Raw genomic sequence first — 15,448 nt, forward strand, 5'->3', positions numbered from 1 at the left:
TCGTGTGACGCCGCCGTCCCTTCGAACATGCCGTCCAGCCCTGCACCGAGATTCGGGATAACGTTGCAGTCAGCAGGTTAGCCTAACCTAACTTCTAATAGTCAATGGAGGTCGTATGCGCTTCGAAATCCACCGGGACGACTGGGGAGTGCCGCATTTGAAGGCGGACTCCGCGACGGCACTGGCTTACGCCCAAGGCTGGAACGCCGCCGAGGACCGAGCCTGGCAGATTGAAATCGACCGCCACCGTGCCGAGGGTACGATCGCTTCTGTGCTCGGCGGCGAAGGAATCGACTGGGACCGTTTCGCTCGTGAAGCTCAGATCACGGACACCGCTCGTCGTGCCTATGAGAATTTGGACAGCGAAACACGTTACTGGCTGGACTCCTACGTTCAGGGAATCAACGACGGTCTCGACCAATACGGGTCACGCGCTCCTGAGTTCGACCGCGTCGGGACGCAGCCGGGCAGTTGGAAACCTTGGACACCGCTAGCCCAGTGGATTTCCACGCATATTCTCTTCGCGGGATTCCCCGTCAAACTCTTCCGCCGTCAGATCGCACATGCTCTCGGCGAGAACGCCGTGCCGCTCTTCGCACTGGACGGACCAGGCACCGCCGGCAGCAACGGCTGGATGGTCGAGGGCGACCACACGGCGAGCGGTCTCCCTATCCTTGCGGGAGACCCGCACCGGTTCCTGGAAGAACCCGGCGTCTATCAACAAGTTCGACTTTCCTGTGACGAGTTCGACGTCGTGGGCATGGCTGTTCCCGGCGTGCCCGGAGTCGCGCATTTCGGCCATGCAGGATCGGTCGCTTGGGGCATCACGAACGCCATGGCCGATACCCAGGATCTTTATCAGGAGAAGCTGCGCCGCGTCGAGGACGGTACGGAAGCTCTAGGTCCTGAAGGCTGGGAACCCGTACGGGCCTGGATCGAGACGGTCGAAGTCGCCGACGAAGATCCTCGCCGCTTTGAACGCTATGAGACTAAGCGTGGTCCCATCGTCGCAGGGGGGTTCGCCGACGGACGACGAGAGAGCGAAGCGTTCAGCCTACGTTGCACGACACGCGCGCATAAGGACACAGGTTTCTCCGCACTGCTCAAGCTTCTGCGTTCCACCACGGTTGCGGATGTGGACGCCGCGTTGGCCGACTGGGCAACTCCTGTCAACGTGGTCATGGCAGCCGATTCCGAAGGCGGGACACTGCACCGCGTCGCCGGAACCGTACCGGTCCGCGATCGGCGCAATATGCTATTCCCCGTACCTGCATGGGAGGACTCTACTGCATGGCGGGGCACGGTCGACCCGCTTCCGCGCTGTGAGAAGTCCGGTCACCACGTCATGGCCAATGAACGCGGTATCGCCGAGCCCCTGGGCGTTGAGTTCGCCGCTCCCGATCGCGCCGATCGCATCAGCGCCCTGCTCGAATCGCAGGAAACGTGGACTGCAGGGGAGATGGCCCGGATCCATTCCGATACGTTCTCACCGTCGTCCGGGGCTCTGCTTTCAGCCATCGAATTCCTTGACGACCTCTCGTCGACGGCGCAAGAGGTTCGTCGGCTCCTGCTCTCCTGGGACCGTCGGATGTCGGGCGATAGCCGGGAAGCCGCGCTATTCGCCCGGTTTCGCGCCCAGGTCGTAGCCGAAATAGAGAAGCTTCCCCCATTCGATGGAATCATGGCGGGGACTGAGGGCTTTCCTTCTGTCTTCCAACCGTGGTTCGTCCTTCGGGCCCGGATGGGACACGTGCTGACAAATCTCCTGGCCGATGGCAACGGTCTCGTTGGGCCCGACGAGCGGGATGCCGTGCTGCGGTCGGCGTTGGAATCCACTTCCGCCCAAGAAAGAACAGTCTGGAAGGACGTCCATCGTCCCTTGATCTGGCGTGCACTTCTCACAGAGGATGGGCTCTCCGGCACAGACGGCGACCACGACTGCGTGATGTCCACCAGCTCCGTACCCGGACTGACCGATTCCTTCGGGCGCGCTCCCGTATGCCGGTGGGCCTGGGACCTGTCCGATCGCGAGAACAGTCGGTGGGTCGTCCCGTTCGGAGCCTCAGGCGTTCCCGGCGATGTGCATGCGCGCGATCAGTACCCGTTCTGGGCAGAAGGAACTCTCATCCCCATCGTGACCGATTGGGAAAAGCTGACGTTCGAATCGGCGAAGACCTTTGAGGTAGAGCGCCGCCAGACGTCGGTGTACGCACGCAAGGTACCCGATTTCGGTGAGGTCACCTTCGATCCGGTCGATCCGGCGGTCGACATAGACATTCTTCACAGCTGGGTCACCGAGGACCGAGCCCGGTTCTGGGGCATGAGGGAGAAGTCCAAGGAAGAGGTACAGGGGATCTATGAATTCCTCGACGCGTTGGAGACGCACCATGCATTTCTGGCCCGTCTCGACGGAATGCCCGTGGCCCTGTTCCAGAGCTACGATCCGTCCGCCGACCCGGTTGGAGAGTACTACGATGTCCGAGAGGGCGACATCGGTTGCCACATATTCATCGGCCCCGCCGCCGACGACCGCGAAAGGCGGGGATTCACCGGAACCCTCCTGAGGTGCTTCATCGAGTACGTGTTGTCGGATTCCTCCAAGGACCGCGTCGTGGCCGAACCCGACGCCCGCAACGACAAGGCCGTCTCCCGTTTTACGAGTGTAGGATTCGCTTCAGGACCAGAGGTCCGGCTTCCGGAAAAAACGGCGAGTCTGATGTACCTCCGGCGGGAGGACTTCACTTGGTGACGGGAGGGCCCGGACGCTCACCTCGCTGGTCGGATTTCTTCAATTGACGTTTGCGGACGCGTTCCCGCCAGGCATCGATATTCCGGGAAGTAATGAGGGAGTCGATGTTCCGGGCGTCAGACTCCACTACCATTTCCCACTGATCCTCGTCGATCATACCGAGAGTCCGGGCGATGTCCGCAGCGCTGCGCCAACACTCGCGGGCCTCGCTTCGACGATTGCCAGCCTCATATACCTTTCCCATGCCTACCAGTGCTTCAGCATAAATGTTCGACCTGGTTTGGCCGCGATTCCCCAGGATGGAAAAGACGTCGGCGAACACATCATGGGCTTCGGCCCACCTGTCCGTGCGCAGAAGACGGAAACCGTGATTGTTCAAGATGGCGCAAAATCTATATTCGTTGTCGGTCGCCATGCCCTGCTTTTTGGCCAATTCGACCGATTCCGTGCTCGACTCGACGGCAGCGTCGATAAATCCTCGGGAATCGAGTATGAGGGACTTGAAAACGTGCTGCCAGGCTTCCAGGTCCAGGAAACCGAGTCGGCGAACCTGGGGAATGACACGGTGGATTACCGACATGGCCCGGGAGTAATCGCCTGAGACCATGGCGAGTCGAGCCTTGTAACTCCGCACCATCATGACTTGCCGTAGACTTCCAACAGCCTCTGCCGACTTCATCGCCGCCTCGGAGTGCACTTCGGCAGTATCGAACTTCATGAACTGCAAATGCAGTTCAGAGAGACTGAGATGAGCATGTATATGCCAGGGCCGATGCGGCTCGACGACCGCATTGGCGGCGGTCTCGGCAAGCGGAACGAGGTCGGAAAGCCTCGAGTACGTCTCCAGCAGTGGATCGATGGCCAGCAGGCAGAGATGGCCTGCAAACTCCGGATTCGCGAAGGGCGGTTTCAGTGCCCGGCGGGAAAGGTCCCGAATATTGGACAGTTCCCTCGCCAGCCACTCGTACGCTTCCTCCTTGGTCGTCAATGGCGCTCGAACGCTATCGAAGTCCTCCCCGCAGATTTCTCGGTCCACGGCTTTCACATCGTGGATACGGTGAGCGAGCCTGGCAGATTGCAAATAGAAGCACCGCAAGCGATCAACGACCTCACGGCGCAGAGCCACGGGCAGCTCTTCGGAGAGGCGCCTGGCGAACAACTTGACAAGGTCGTGCATATGAAATCGTCTCGGCTCGGTTCGGACGACCAGCCGGGCGGTTTCGAGTAGACGCAAGCGCCGGCGCACTTCGCCGGAAGACCGCGCGACCATCGCCGCGGCAGCCTCGACACTGAAGTCCGTACCCTCGTGAAGTCCGATGCTGCGGAACAGATCGACGGCACTCCTACCTGCCTCACTGGACTCCAGGTCCCGGATGCTCACTGCGAGGCTCGTTGCGAAGCAGCGTTCGTCGTCGGCGAACTCGTCCAGTCTGTCGGACTCCGTACGCAGCGAATTCAGCAGCTCGGGAAGGGCAACGGGCGAGCTGGTCCTGATCCGTGCCGACAGGATACACAGCGCCAAGGGAAGGCCGCCGCAGTATGAGGCGATCTCCCGGAGCAGCCCGCTGCGTTCGCCGATCTCTCGGTGCCCGGTCGACTCCGCAAGAAGGTCCATGGCGGAATCCTCTTCCAGGACCTGCAGCGCAATGGGTACAGCGTTGTCAACGGAGGTGACGGCCAGTCGGCTGGTGATGACGACGGCACAGCCGGATCCGCTGGGTATCAAGGGGCGGATCTGCTTGGCGTCCTGCGCGTCGTCAAGGACCACCAGGATCTTCTTGCCGGAGGTGGCGGTACGGAACCGGGCAGAAATCTCCTCGACGTCCAGCCGGTTGTCGAACTCCAGGTTCAAGTACCGCTCATCTGAGCGCCGCCCCAGCGACCGGAGGAACCTCTGCAGAGCGAGACCGGGCTCGACGGGTTCGGCGTCGGGCGTGGCTCCGTGGAGGTTGATGTAGAGCTGACCGTCTGGGAAGAGTTCGACGGCCCGGTGGGCGGCGTGAACGGCCAGCGCCGACTTGCCGACACCGCCGACTCCGTTGATCGCGACGACGGTGGGCTGTTCGGCGCGGGAGTTCTCACGCAGGATCCGGTCGATCCTGTCGGTTTCGATGCCGCGTCCGACGAAGTTCGCCGGGGGAGGCGGCAGCTCATGGGGGATCGCCTCGGTCGTCGCTGCTTTCACCGTCGCATCGGCGGCGAGCGGCTCGCCGCGCAGGATCTTGGTGTACGTCTCCTGGAGGTCCGACGAAGGATCCAGGCCGAGCTCGTCGGCCAGTCGCTTCTGAAACTGCATGTACGCCTCGCTCGCAGCCCGGACATCGCCCAAGTGGTAGCGGCTGACCATGTAGGCCTTGGTCGCGTGCTGGGACAGGGGATCGTCGACCAACAGGCTGTGCGCGGCGTCCAGCGCGAGCCGGTAGTCGCCGGTTTCCAGCAGGACCTCCATACGCCCCGTGCGGGACTGTTCGATGAGGTGGCTCAGGAGCAGGGCGTGGTGTGTGAAGACCGGCCCGTCGAAGCTTTCGAGCGGGTCGCCGTTGACAAGGTCCAAGGCTCGGTCGTAGGTGGCGAGGGCCGTGGCAGGGTCGCCCGCAGACTGGGCCGATCGGGCTTCTGAGACCAGAACTTCGAGGAAGGCGGCATCCGAATCGGCATCAGGAAGGGTGATCATCCGCTTCTTCACTGACAGTCCGCCGTGTCCGACCGCGGACAGAGCGGTCTGCAACCTGCTCAGGAGGTTCTGCGCCATGCGGATCGTAGGCGTCCCGGACCGGTCCGGCCAGAGGTGCTCGACGAGCGTGTCCATGGGTACGGGGCGGCCGTCGCCGAGAACCAGAAGGGCGAGAACCTGCGGCAGTTGCGACCCCGGAAGTTCGACCTCTTCGCCTCCGCACGTAAACCGGGCGGGCCCCAGCAGACGGGCGGTGAGCCGGCTGGATTCGGGCATGGCGTGGGGGTCCTTCATGCAATGAATAATACGGTGCAACGGAATGGTCACTACAAGTGCGAAGGTGCCGAACCTGCTCTTGGAAGTGATATTGGACGGTGACCCCCTGGCATGACGGAAGGAGACGGCACCGGTCCCCGATCTTCTTGTCCGCGATGAAAATTCGCATCTAGTCACTCCCTTTAAGGCGCTCGACCGACGACGCCCATGGATATGCCGAACACGGTCTGAGCACTGTGTGCCTGCGTGTCCCCGTGTGCGACGATTGGGCGGTTGCGAGGCCCGGCGAACAACGAAAGAGAGACCTCCTGTGAACGGACCCGGTGACTTCTACGAGACGGTCGACGTCGAATCCGTCGTCGACGGCGACACCTTCCGCGCCTTCGTGAAGGGCGAGAAGATCCGGGTGCGGGTCATGGGCATCAACTCGCCCGAGTCCGGCGGCTACCGCGAGGAGGAGGACTGGGGCGAGGAGGCCAAGGTCTACGCCAAGGAGAAGCTCGACGGCCGGACCGTCCACCTCTTCACCGACCCCGGCGACCCGGCGTGGGACCAGTACGACCGGCTGCTCGCCCACGTGGTCATGGAGAACGGCATCAACTACGCCGTCCAGGCCGTGGCCGACGGCATGGCGCACACCTACATCCTCAAGCACCAGGACCTCACCATCGGAGACACGCTCCGCAAGGCCGAGCGCCTCGCGAAGGCCGAGAGGCGCGGCATGTGGAAGAACCACGAGGACTGAGCGCCGCACCGTTCCCCGACGGGAACGAACCCGATACCGAACCGGGGGAGCTCCGGTAGACCTTCCCCCTGCGCGACCGGACCTGCCCCGGAAGCGCGTGAAGGGATGGCCCCGCGCCATCCCTTCTTCTCTGCCCGCCGGCGCCCATGCCGAGACCGGACGCGCCGCGGGCCACACACCGCGTGTCCGGACGGTGGCCTGGCCGCCGCCGTCCGGGCATGCGGCGTGTCCGGCATCACCCTGGAATTCTTCCGGCGCCGTTGTCCATCCGGGCGGTCCCCGTCCGTAGTACTCATGAAGGAACGCCCCGCAGGGCGTCGGCAACACCGAGAGACAGGACGAGACCATGAAGTACATGCTGCTGATCCAGGCCGGAAGCGCGGAGGCCAACGAGGCCGAGTGCGACTACTCCGCCTGGCAGGACTTCGACAAGGAGATCCAGGGCTCCGGAGTGGTCGTCTCCAGCGAGCGCCTCGCCGACCTCGTCACCACGACGACGGTGCGGGTCGGGGAGAACGGGAAGAAGGCCGTCACCGACGGCCCGTTCGCCGAGACCCGCGAGGTGCTGGGCGGCTTCTACGTCGTCGACGTTCCGGATCTGGACACCGCCCTCGACTGGGCCGCGAAGTGCCCGGGATCGCGGGGCTCGGGAGCCGTCGAGGTGCGTCCGGTGGCGGAGTCCTGAGGACCGGACCATGACCGGAGAAGTGCCCGGGAACGAGTCCCGGGCGTTCATGGACGAGGTCTTCCGAGAGGAGCACGGGCGGCTGCTGGCCGCCCTCGTGCGCCGGTTCGGCGACCTCGACCTGGCCGAAGAGGCCGCCTCGGACGCGATCGAGGCGGCCCTCGCCCACTGGCCCGTGCACGGGGTGCCGCCAAAGCCCGGCGCCTGGCTCATGACGACGGCCCGCCGCAAGGCGGTCGACCGTCTGCGCCGGGACCGGGCGCTGTCCGCGCGTCTGGGGATCCTGCACGCGGAGGCCGAAAGGGAAGAGGCGCCTCGCCCTGCTGGCGACGGTGGCTTGCCCGACGAGCGGCTGCTGCTCTTCTTCACCTGCGCGCACCCGGCCCTCCCCGAGGACCATCGCGGCGCTCTGACCCTGAGGTTCCTGGCGGGCCTGGACACTACCGAGGTCGCGAGGGCCTACCTCGTCCCGGCGGAGACGATGGCCAAGCGGCTCGCCCGCGCCAAGAAGAAGATAGCCGCCGCCCACATCCCCTTCCGGACGCCCGCCCCGGCGGAGCTGCCCGAACGACTCCCCGGCGTGCTCCAGGCCGTCTACTCGATCTTCACCGAAGGCTATTCCGCCAGTTCGGGAGACGACCTGCAGCGGATTGACCTGGCCGAGGAGGCGCTGCGGCTGGGCAGGATCCTCCGTCGGCTGCTGCCGGATGAGCGGGAGGCGGCGGGGCTGTTGGGGCTCATGCTGCTCGTCCACGCGCGCAGGCACACGCGCACGGGGCGGAGCGGGGAGCCGGTCCTGCTGGAGGACCAGGACCGCGGACTTTGGGACGCGGACTCCATCGAAGAGGGCACTCACCTGGCCGAGACCGCCCTGACCGGCGGGCCTCCGGGACCCTATGGCGTGCAGGCGGCCATCGCCGCGCTCCACGACGAGGCGCCGTCCTTCGCGAGGACCGACTGGCCGCAGATCGTGGCGCTCTATGACGTCCTCGCCGTTCTGGACTCCTCACCAGTCGTCCGCCTCAACCGGGCCGTAGCGGTGGCGATGCGCGACGGCCCGGAGTCGGGCTTGGCGCTGCTCGACGACCTGTCCGGGGAGCCGAAGCTGCGCTCGTACTTCCCCTACCACCTCGCGCGGGCCGACCTGTTGGAGCGGGCCGGTCGTCGCGGCGAAGCCGCCGGCGCCTACCGCCGCGCCGCCGAGGCCGCGGGATCGGAATCCGAGAGGGCCCACGCCCGGAAGAGGTCGGAGTCCCTGTGAGAGGGGCCCGATCGCCTTGTCACACCGAGGAGTTGACGACCTTCCTCAGCTCCGCCAGGTAGTCCTCGAACCGGCGGCGGCCCGACTCCGAGAGCCGCACCCTGGTCACGGGCTTCCGCTTCACGCGGAACTTGGCGATTTCAATGAGTCGCTCCTCCTCCAGGATCCGCAACTGCCGCGAGAGGTCGGAGTCGGCCAGCTCCAGGGAGTCCCGCAGATCGCCGAAGTCGGTCCGGTCCACGCTCCGCAACGCGCCCAGTATTGCAAGGCGGGTGGGGGAGTGGATGACATTGGTCAGCCGCGTCCGGGGCTGCTCGGTCATGCCCTCACCTCCAACGGAGTCCACAGTACAGCGCGTAGACCGCGGAAGGGATGAGGGCGATGAGCATGCCGGAGGGGACGACTCCGAACGCCGTGTCGCGCATGACAGCCGGCAGGGGTCCCTGCACCAGGGTCAGGTGGTAGGCGAAGTACTCGACCTTCGTCGTGGTGCGTCGGCCGGAGTCGTGGACGCCCACGCTGAGGACGATGAGGTGGACGACGGTGGCGAGGGCGAACAGGCCCCACGCCACCGGGGCGGTCATCTCGACTCCGAAGGCGGCCACGTAGACCGGGTACAGGGCGACCAGGCCGAGCAGGTGCGCTGCCTTGACTTTTCGGGCGGGCCCCTTCACGAGGACCGGGGCGCTCTCCACGGCCGCCAGCTGCTCTCGGGGTGTCAGTTCGCGTTCCATTGCCCGCCTTCCAATCCGAGGGATATTCGGTATCCTACCATTCACTTGTAAAAGTTACAAGTACTGGTTTCAGATCCAAGTTCCCACGGCGGCAGTCTCATCGCAGCGTGATCGGGTTCTCCTCGGTGAAATGGGTCAGCTTCGCGGGGTTGCGGACCGCGTAGAGGCCGGTGATCCGGCCGTCGTCGATGCGCGCCGCCACGACGGTGTCCAGTTCGCCGTCCAAGCGGATGACCAGACCGGGATTACCGTTGACCACCGTCGGCTCGCTCGTGAGCGCGGCCCCGACCGTGCCGATGCCGCCCATCATCATGCGGAACACCTTCTCGGCGCCGACGACCGGATGGATCGCGGCCTTCTTCACGCCGCCCCCGTCGCCCAGCAGGACCACGTCGGGAGCGAGAACGTCGAGGAAGCCCTGCAGATCCCTCGTGTCGACGGCGCGTTGGAACGCCTCCATGGCCGCCCGGGCCTCTTCCGGGGACACCGTCCCGCGCGGGCGGCGGGCCTCGACGTGCCGCCGGGCCCGGCGGGCGATCTGGTGGACGGCCGCGGTGGACTTGCCCACCGCGGCGGCGATCTCGCCGTAGTCGACGTCGAAGGCCTCGCGCAGCACGAAGACGGCGCGCTCCGTCGGCGACAGCGTCTCGAGGACCAGCATCATGGCCATGGAGACGCTCTCGGCGAGCTCGACGTTCTCCGTCATGTCCGGCGCGGTGAGCAGCGGTTCGGGCAGCCATGACCCGACATACGACTCCCGGCGCCTCTTCAGGGAGCGCAAGCGGTTGAGCGACAGGCGGGTCGTGATCCGGACCAGGTAGGCGCGCTCGTCGCGCACTCGATCCGGATCGACGTCGGCCCACCTGAGCCAGGTCTCCTGGAGGACGTCCTCGGCGTCGGCCGCCGAGCCGAGCATCTCGTAGGCCACGGTGAAGATCAGGTTGCGGTGGGCGACGAAGACCTCCGTGGCCGGATCCTCGGCGTGAGCGCTCATTTCCCTCCCTCCTCCCCGGCAGAGTCCGCCGTCGCGGCGGAGCCCTTGTCGAAACCCTCGGCCTCCACGAGCGCTTCGCGCTTGGCGTCCTTGAACTTCCACGTGTACGAACCGGGTTTGCGCCCCTCTCCCTCTAGCGCGCCGACGGTGTGCTTGACGACCATCTCCTTGACCTTCGCCCCCGCTCGGCCGCCTATGTGGACACCGATCGCGTTGTCGCCCTTGTCGGCGAACTGGAAGAGTCCCCCGCTCCGGCCCAGGCTCAGGCACTGGGCGGTGAAGCGGATGCTCGCCTTGCCGGGACTCTCCCCCGCCAGCCGGCTGAGAATCGTGTCGGCGGCCGTCATGCCCAGCGGGAGGGCGGTTCCGGCGGCCATCCGCAGGGGCAAGCCCGAGGGCGACGCCGAGTCCCCGGCCGCGAAGAGGCGGTCGTCGTCGACGCTGACCAGCGACTCGTCGGTGACGAGGCGTCCCACGGAGTCCGTGGTGAGGCCGCTGCGGACGGCCAGATCGGGGACTCCGAAACCCGCCGTCCAGACGGTCACGTCGCTGCGGACCACCTGGCCGTTCTCGAGGAGCACGGATCGGCCCTTCACTTCCGCGACTTTGGTGCCGGGGCCGTCGAGTACGGTCACCCCGAGCTTCGCCATCCGCTTGGCCACGGAGCGGCGCCCCTTCGCGTGCAGGTACGGGTTGAGATCGCCCCCGCAGACCAGGGTGACCCGGCGGCCCGCCTCCGCCAGTTCGGACGCGGTCTCGACGCCTGTAGCGCCCGCGCCGACGACCGTCAGCGCGGCGGTCGCCGGGGCGGCGTCGACGATCGTCCGCAGGCGGTGCGCGTCGTCGATGGTGGAGAGCGGATAGGCGTGTTCGGCCGCTCCGGGCACCGCGGGGGCGGCGCTGCCGCTGCCCACCGCGTAGATCAGGTAGTCGTAGCCGAGCGTGCCGCCCGACTCCAGTTCCACGCGGCGCCCGCCGGCGTCGATGCGGGTAGCGGTGTCGACGGTCAGGCTGACCTTCTCCGACAGGATGTCCTTGAAATCGACCTCCGCGTCGTCCGTGCGGCTCACGAACTGGTGGAGGCGGAGCCGCTCGACGAATTCCGAGCGCGGGTTGATCAGGTTCACGGCCACGTCGTCGCGCTGCGTCAGCCGGTTGGCCGCCATGGTTCCGGCGTACCCGCCGCCGACGACGACCACTGTGTGCTTCCGGGTCATGATGTCTCCTCCGTTTTCCGGGTTCGACCACAAGACACCGCGCGGCGGACTTTCCTGACATGTTATGACTTAGATCACTATCAAGCGCGGTCCGGATACGGGCGCGACCGCCACCGCGGGCATCGCATCCGTCGCCGAACGGCCCGGAGGCGAGCGACCGGACCGCCCAGGGTCTCCGCAAGGCCGGGAAAGGGTTCCGGGCGGCAAGGAACCCCGGCCCTGAGAAGGACCGGGGTTCGAACAAGCTTTCTCTGGTCGGGTTGACAGGATTTGAACCTGCGACCCCCTCGTCCCGAACGAGGTGCGCTACCAAGCTGCGCCACAACCCGAAATATGGATTTTTCGACCGCAGGAGAACCCTGGGGCTCTCTGAAGTACCCATCGATAGTACCTGACGCGCAGGCGAGCGCGAGAACCGGGCCCCGTGATCTGAAACTCATCGACCGCGCCGGCGATATCCCAGTTCACCAGGGATGCACTTCCGGTTCGAGCGGCCTCGGAGGAACGTCTTCCGCGGGTCTTCGCAGTACTGGATGAGAAGGTCGACGTTGGTCCCCGGGTTGAGTTCCACCAGGTCGAACCCGCCTTCCTCCGGACGGGAGGCCGCAGCGCGTTTGGCCAGTTCCCGAAGGTCCGGGCGCCGATCGTCGAAGTCGAGGTCCTTGCCCCCGGCCTGCGAAGGGTCGTAGCCGGTGTCGGCGGCGGCCAGGCGGGTCTCAGCGTCCCGGGTGCTGAGGGGCGACGTCACCGGACGGCCCCAGAGCATGAGGGGAACGATCTCGAAGCAGGGGTTCGCGGTGATCATGACGATGCCCTTGTCACGGGCCAGGGACAGCGCGTCCGGCAGCCGGTCGTGCCTCCTCGGCGCCTCGATGTCGATCAGGCAGACGCCCAGGGAATAGGATTGGTACTGATCCTCCCTGCGCCGCTCGGCATTGGCGAGCCGCTCTGCCGTGGCCTCGACCAGTCCCAGCGGTTCTCCGCTGCATTTCTCGTTCACCTTTATGTACAGCCGGTCCCGGAAGACCGACTTCACATGGCGGGCGAAGCTCCGCCCGAGCAGCTCGTCCTCGGTGGAGAGGAGCACACGGGGCAGCGCTCTTCTCTTCGCCTTCCGATCGAAGTTCTTAGTCGGTCGCGGGGCCATGGACTCCTCTTTGAATCTCCCGGCTGAGACGTTCGACCGCGGACTCATCGATGAACGGCAGACCGCCGAAACGCCCGCCGAAGTACCTCAGTTCAACGTTCTGGTCGTTTCGACCCTCGAAATCGGTCAGGGGGTAGAGGGTCGACGCTCCGCTCCGATGGTCCTTCTCCGCGAACCAGATCTGGTCCCGGTGCAGACCGTGCTCCGGGTACCTGCCTAGGAGGTAGTGAGCATGTGAGTTGAATAGTAGCTGGGCGCCTTGGGAGTTCACCCGGGGGTCCTGGAACAGGCGGATGACGAGCTCGACCATGATCGGGTGCAGCCGGGCGTCCAACTCGTCGGCGCACAGCACGCCGCCGGAGGCGAGTGTGTGGACCAACGGCCCCAGCATGGAAATCCAGGTGACCGATCCGCTGGACTCCTGGCCGAGCTGCAGTTTGAAAGCACCGTCGTCAGTCTCGTGCCAGGCGCTGATCGAAGGGGCGAGAGCCTCGCGGAACACGAAACCCTCTTCGGTGTTGATGGACTCGAACGCCTTGCGCAGTCGCTGCACGGCCTCGGCCCACACGGCGTCGTCGGCGTCCTCTTCGCGTTCGATCCCGGAGATGTTCAGGTCCGCGGCCCGGAGCAGGATATCGACGAACCTCCTGTGCCGTTCGTCGGAATCGAGGTACCACTGCAAGGTCGTGTCCAGGCGCTCGGCGTAGTTGTTGTCGGTGGCGACCTGCAGAGTGGTGGCGAACCAGCTGTACACCTCTCTGAGCATCGGATGGTTCTGGGCGGCGGCGGCGGAGAGGAAGAGGCTGTTGGGTCGGACCATCTGCGTGCTGGTCTTCCTGGGCCCCTCGAAGGAGCGGCCGAAATGGAAATCGTCGGCCCCCTCCCGCCGGAAGATGAAGCGGGGTTTCGCGCTGGCGTACTCGTACAGGGCCTCGTACAGGATCCGCTCGTCGTCGCACTCGAATCCATAGAAGTACCGGCGCCCCTTGAAGATGAACTCGACGGAGCACTCGGTCGAATCGTCTCGGGCGTCCTGCCGGAACAGGAACGGATCGCGGGGGACGCCGGGCCTGCCGTCAGAGGGCACGGGCGGCCAGTGGGAGAACGAGTAGAGCACCGCGTTGCGCATCCAGGCCAGGGCCCGAATGACATTGGACTTCCCCGCCGCGTTGGCCCCGAACACGCCGGCCACCGCGAGCGCCGGCTTCTTCTGCTCGGGCACGGCGAACTCACTGCGGCCCTCTCGGTGCCTGTCAGCGAAGAAGGTGAGGCTCTGCTCGTCGCGGAGAGAGGCGAAGTTCCTGACCTTGAACTCAAGTAGCATGGCATGCCTCCTCGGCGACGGACTTCTTGTGCGACATACCTGTTTTCTGTCAATAATCTACGAAAAATAGTGTCTCCCGCAACACTTGGTGAAGTAAAGCACTATGACGACTGGGCGTCAACACTCGGTCGGCATGTCGAAAGGAAAAGGTCGGATCCGCGAAGCGGATCCGACCTTGGAAGCCGAGTGAAGGGCGGCCCTACATCTCCCTGGGAACGAAGGTCAGGAGGCTCGCCTCCGGGGCGCAGGCGAAGCGCACCGGCGCGTACGGCGAGGTGCCGAGGCCGGCCGACACGTGCATCCACATGTCGCCCCAGCCGTTCAGCCCCTTGACGCGATTGCGGTCGATACCGCAGTTGGTGACGAGGGCGCCGTAGCCGGGCACGCAGACCTGCCCGCCGTGCGTGTGCCCGGCGGCCGCGAAGTCGTAGCCGTCGGCGGCGAAGTCGTCCAGGACGCGCGGCTCCGGCGAGTGGGTCAGGCCGATGGAGACGTCCGCGTCGGACGGCACGGGGCCGGCGACGGCGGAGTAGTCGTCGTAGTCGAAGTGCGGGTCGTCGACGCCGGCCAGGTGCATCTGCAGCCCGGCGATCCGGGCGTCGGCGGACTTGTTGTTCAGGTCGAACCAGCCCCCGGAGGTCAGGACGCGGCGGAGGTCCTCCACGGGGAGGGCCTCGCCGTACTTGTGCTCCCGGTTGGGGTTGAAGTAGGTGAACGGGTTCTTCGGCACCGGACCGTAGTAGTCGTTGGAGCCGAACACGAACGCCCCCGGCGCGTTGAACAGCGGCGTGAGGGAGCGTTCCACCGAGTCCAGGGCCTCGGGGTGGCCGAGGTTGTCGCCGGTGAGCAGCACGAGGTCCGGGTCCAGGGCCGCCAGCGAGGCCACCCAGTGCTGCTTGCGGTACTGCCCGGGAGTCATGTGCAGGTCGGAGATGTGCAGGACGCGGACCGGCTCCGACGCGGCCGGCAGGACCGGCACGGCGAAGTGTCGCAGCGTGTACTGATTGCGCTCGTAGAGGGAGGCGTAGGCCAGGGCGAGCGCGCCCGCCCCTATGCCGACGCCTGCGGCTACTGCCAGTCCTCGGCTTTTCTTCATACTCCCCAGAGTAGATTGTTTGTCTGTGAGTGAAATGAAGACCCGATTGGAAGCGGATATGCGCACCGCTTTGAAGAGCCAGGACAAAGTGACGCTGGGCACCTTGAGGATGGTGTTGACGGCGGTGAGGAACGAGGAGGTCTCCGGCAAGGAGGCCCGCGAGCTCACCGACGCGGACATCGTCAAGGTCCTCACCAAACAGGCCAAGCAGCGCCGGGAGGCCGCCGAGGCCTACGACGGCGCCGGCCGGGAGGAGCAGGCCGCGAACGAGAGGGCCGAGGAGGAGGTCATCAACCGCTACCTCCCGGAACCGCTGAGCGAGACCGAAATCACTGAATTGGTCGACAAGGTCGTGGCGGAGGGCGGCTTCTCCGGGCCGAAGGATATGGGCAAGGTCATGAAGGCCCTCCAACCGCAGGTGGCGGGCCGCGCCGACGGCAAAACGGTCTCGGGGATCGTCAAGGCGCGCCTGGCCGGCTAGTCCGGGAGGGCTCCGGCGGCGGCGACGCGGGGGCGACGGGCGCGCGCGAACGTGACGGCTCCTAG

General features: G+C 65.8%; 13 protein-coding genes and 1 tRNA gene. 5 read left to right on the top strand and 9 right to left on the bottom strand.

Translation table 11 applies throughout. The features are described 5' to 3' along the window. The first annotated feature begins 115 nt into the window (after positions 1-115). Positions 116-2,749 carry a GNAT family N-acetyltransferase gene (locus ACFTE1_RS19900; protein WP_380624398.1) on the top strand — a complete coding sequence of 878 codons (2,634 nt, stop codon included), beginning with the start codon at positions 116-118 and terminating at the stop codon, positions 2,747-2,749. Here ACFTE1_RS19900 and ACFTE1_RS19905 read toward each other — a convergent pair. Next, on the bottom strand, positions 2,739-5,717 hold the full coding sequence (locus ACFTE1_RS19905) for an AfsR/SARP family transcriptional regulator (protein ID WP_380624396.1): 2,979 nt from the start codon (positions 5,715-5,717) through the stop codon (positions 2,739-2,741). The genes ACFTE1_RS19900 and ACFTE1_RS19905 overlap by 11 nt on opposite strands. 292 nt (positions 5,718-6,009) lie before the next feature. Here ACFTE1_RS19905 and ACFTE1_RS19910 point away from each other — a divergent pair, with 292 nt between their 5' ends. From ACFTE1_RS19910 to ACFTE1_RS19920, 3 genes are all read left to right on the top strand, one after another. After that, on the top strand, positions 6,010-6,444 hold the full coding sequence (locus tag ACFTE1_RS19910; RefSeq protein WP_380624394.1) for a thermonuclease family protein: 435 nt from the start codon (positions 6,010-6,012) through the stop codon (positions 6,442-6,444). Between the two features lie 346 nt (positions 6,445-6,790). Further along, positions 6,791-7,129, top strand: coding sequence for a YciI family protein (locus ACFTE1_RS19915; protein WP_380624392.1), 339 nt, complete (start codon positions 6,791-6,793; stop codon positions 7,127-7,129). A 10-nt stretch (positions 7,130-7,139) separates the two neighbouring features. Next, positions 7,140-8,390 carry an RNA polymerase sigma factor gene (locus ACFTE1_RS19920; protein WP_380624390.1) on the top strand — a complete coding sequence of 417 codons (1,251 nt, stop codon included), beginning with the start codon at positions 7,140-7,142 and terminating at the stop codon, positions 8,388-8,390. 19 nt (positions 8,391-8,409) lie between these two features. On the opposite strand, the gene ACFTE1_RS19925 is transcribed toward ACFTE1_RS19920, so the two are convergent. From ACFTE1_RS19925 to ACFTE1_RS19960, 8 genes are all read right to left on the bottom strand, one after another. Beyond that, complete coding sequence (locus tag ACFTE1_RS19925; RefSeq protein WP_380624388.1) at positions 8,410-8,712, bottom strand: transcriptional regulator; 303 nt, start codon at positions 8,710-8,712, stop codon at positions 8,410-8,412. Positions 8,713-8,716: 4 nt separating this feature from the next. Next, a complete protein-coding gene (locus ACFTE1_RS19930; protein ID WP_380624386.1) occupies positions 8,717-9,124 on the bottom strand; it encodes a hypothetical protein in 408 nt (135 codons plus the stop codon). 97 nt (positions 9,125-9,221) lie between these two features. Then, complete coding sequence (locus tag ACFTE1_RS19935) at positions 9,222-10,118, bottom strand: RNA polymerase sigma-70 factor (RefSeq protein ID WP_380624384.1); 897 nt, start codon at positions 10,116-10,118, stop codon at positions 9,222-9,224. Next, positions 10,115-11,335, bottom strand: coding sequence for an NAD(P)/FAD-dependent oxidoreductase (locus tag ACFTE1_RS19940; RefSeq protein WP_380624382.1), 1,221 nt, complete (start codon positions 11,333-11,335; stop codon positions 10,115-10,117). Before ACFTE1_RS19940 ends, ACFTE1_RS19935 begins: the two co-directional genes overlap by 4 nt. A gap of 252 nt (positions 11,336-11,587) precedes the next feature. Next, positions 11,588-11,664 (bottom strand) — tRNA-Pro (locus tag ACFTE1_RS19945). Between the two features lie 107 nt (positions 11,665-11,771). After that, the gene (locus tag ACFTE1_RS19950) at positions 11,772-12,482 is read right to left on the bottom strand and encodes an RloB domain-containing protein (RefSeq protein ID WP_380624380.1); all 711 of its coding nucleotides are present in this window, start codon (positions 12,480-12,482) and stop codon (positions 11,772-11,774) included. Beyond that, on the bottom strand, positions 12,463-13,806 hold the full coding sequence (locus ACFTE1_RS19955; RefSeq protein ID WP_380624378.1) for an AAA family ATPase: 1,344 nt from the start codon (positions 13,804-13,806) through the stop codon (positions 12,463-12,465). Before ACFTE1_RS19955 ends, ACFTE1_RS19950 begins: the two co-directional genes overlap by 20 nt. Before the next feature lie 199 nt (positions 13,807-14,005). Further along, positions 14,006-14,902: a metallophosphoesterase gene (locus tag ACFTE1_RS19960; protein WP_380624376.1), complete on the bottom strand. Its 897-nt coding sequence runs from the start codon at positions 14,900-14,902 to the stop codon at positions 14,006-14,008. Positions 14,903-14,927: 25 nt separating this feature from the next. On the opposite strand from ACFTE1_RS19960, the gene ACFTE1_RS19965 reads away from it, so the two are divergent. Continuing rightward, positions 14,928-15,383, top strand: coding sequence for a GatB/YqeY domain-containing protein (locus ACFTE1_RS19965; protein ID WP_380624374.1), 456 nt, complete (start codon positions 14,928-14,930; stop codon positions 15,381-15,383). The last annotated feature ends 65 nt before the right edge of the window (positions 15,384-15,448 follow it).

Origin of the sequence: Salininema proteolyticum, assembly GCF_042685645.1 — a bacterium.
GTDB lineage: Bacteria > Actinomycetota > Actinomycetes > Mycobacteriales > Micromonosporaceae > Salininema > Salininema proteolyticum.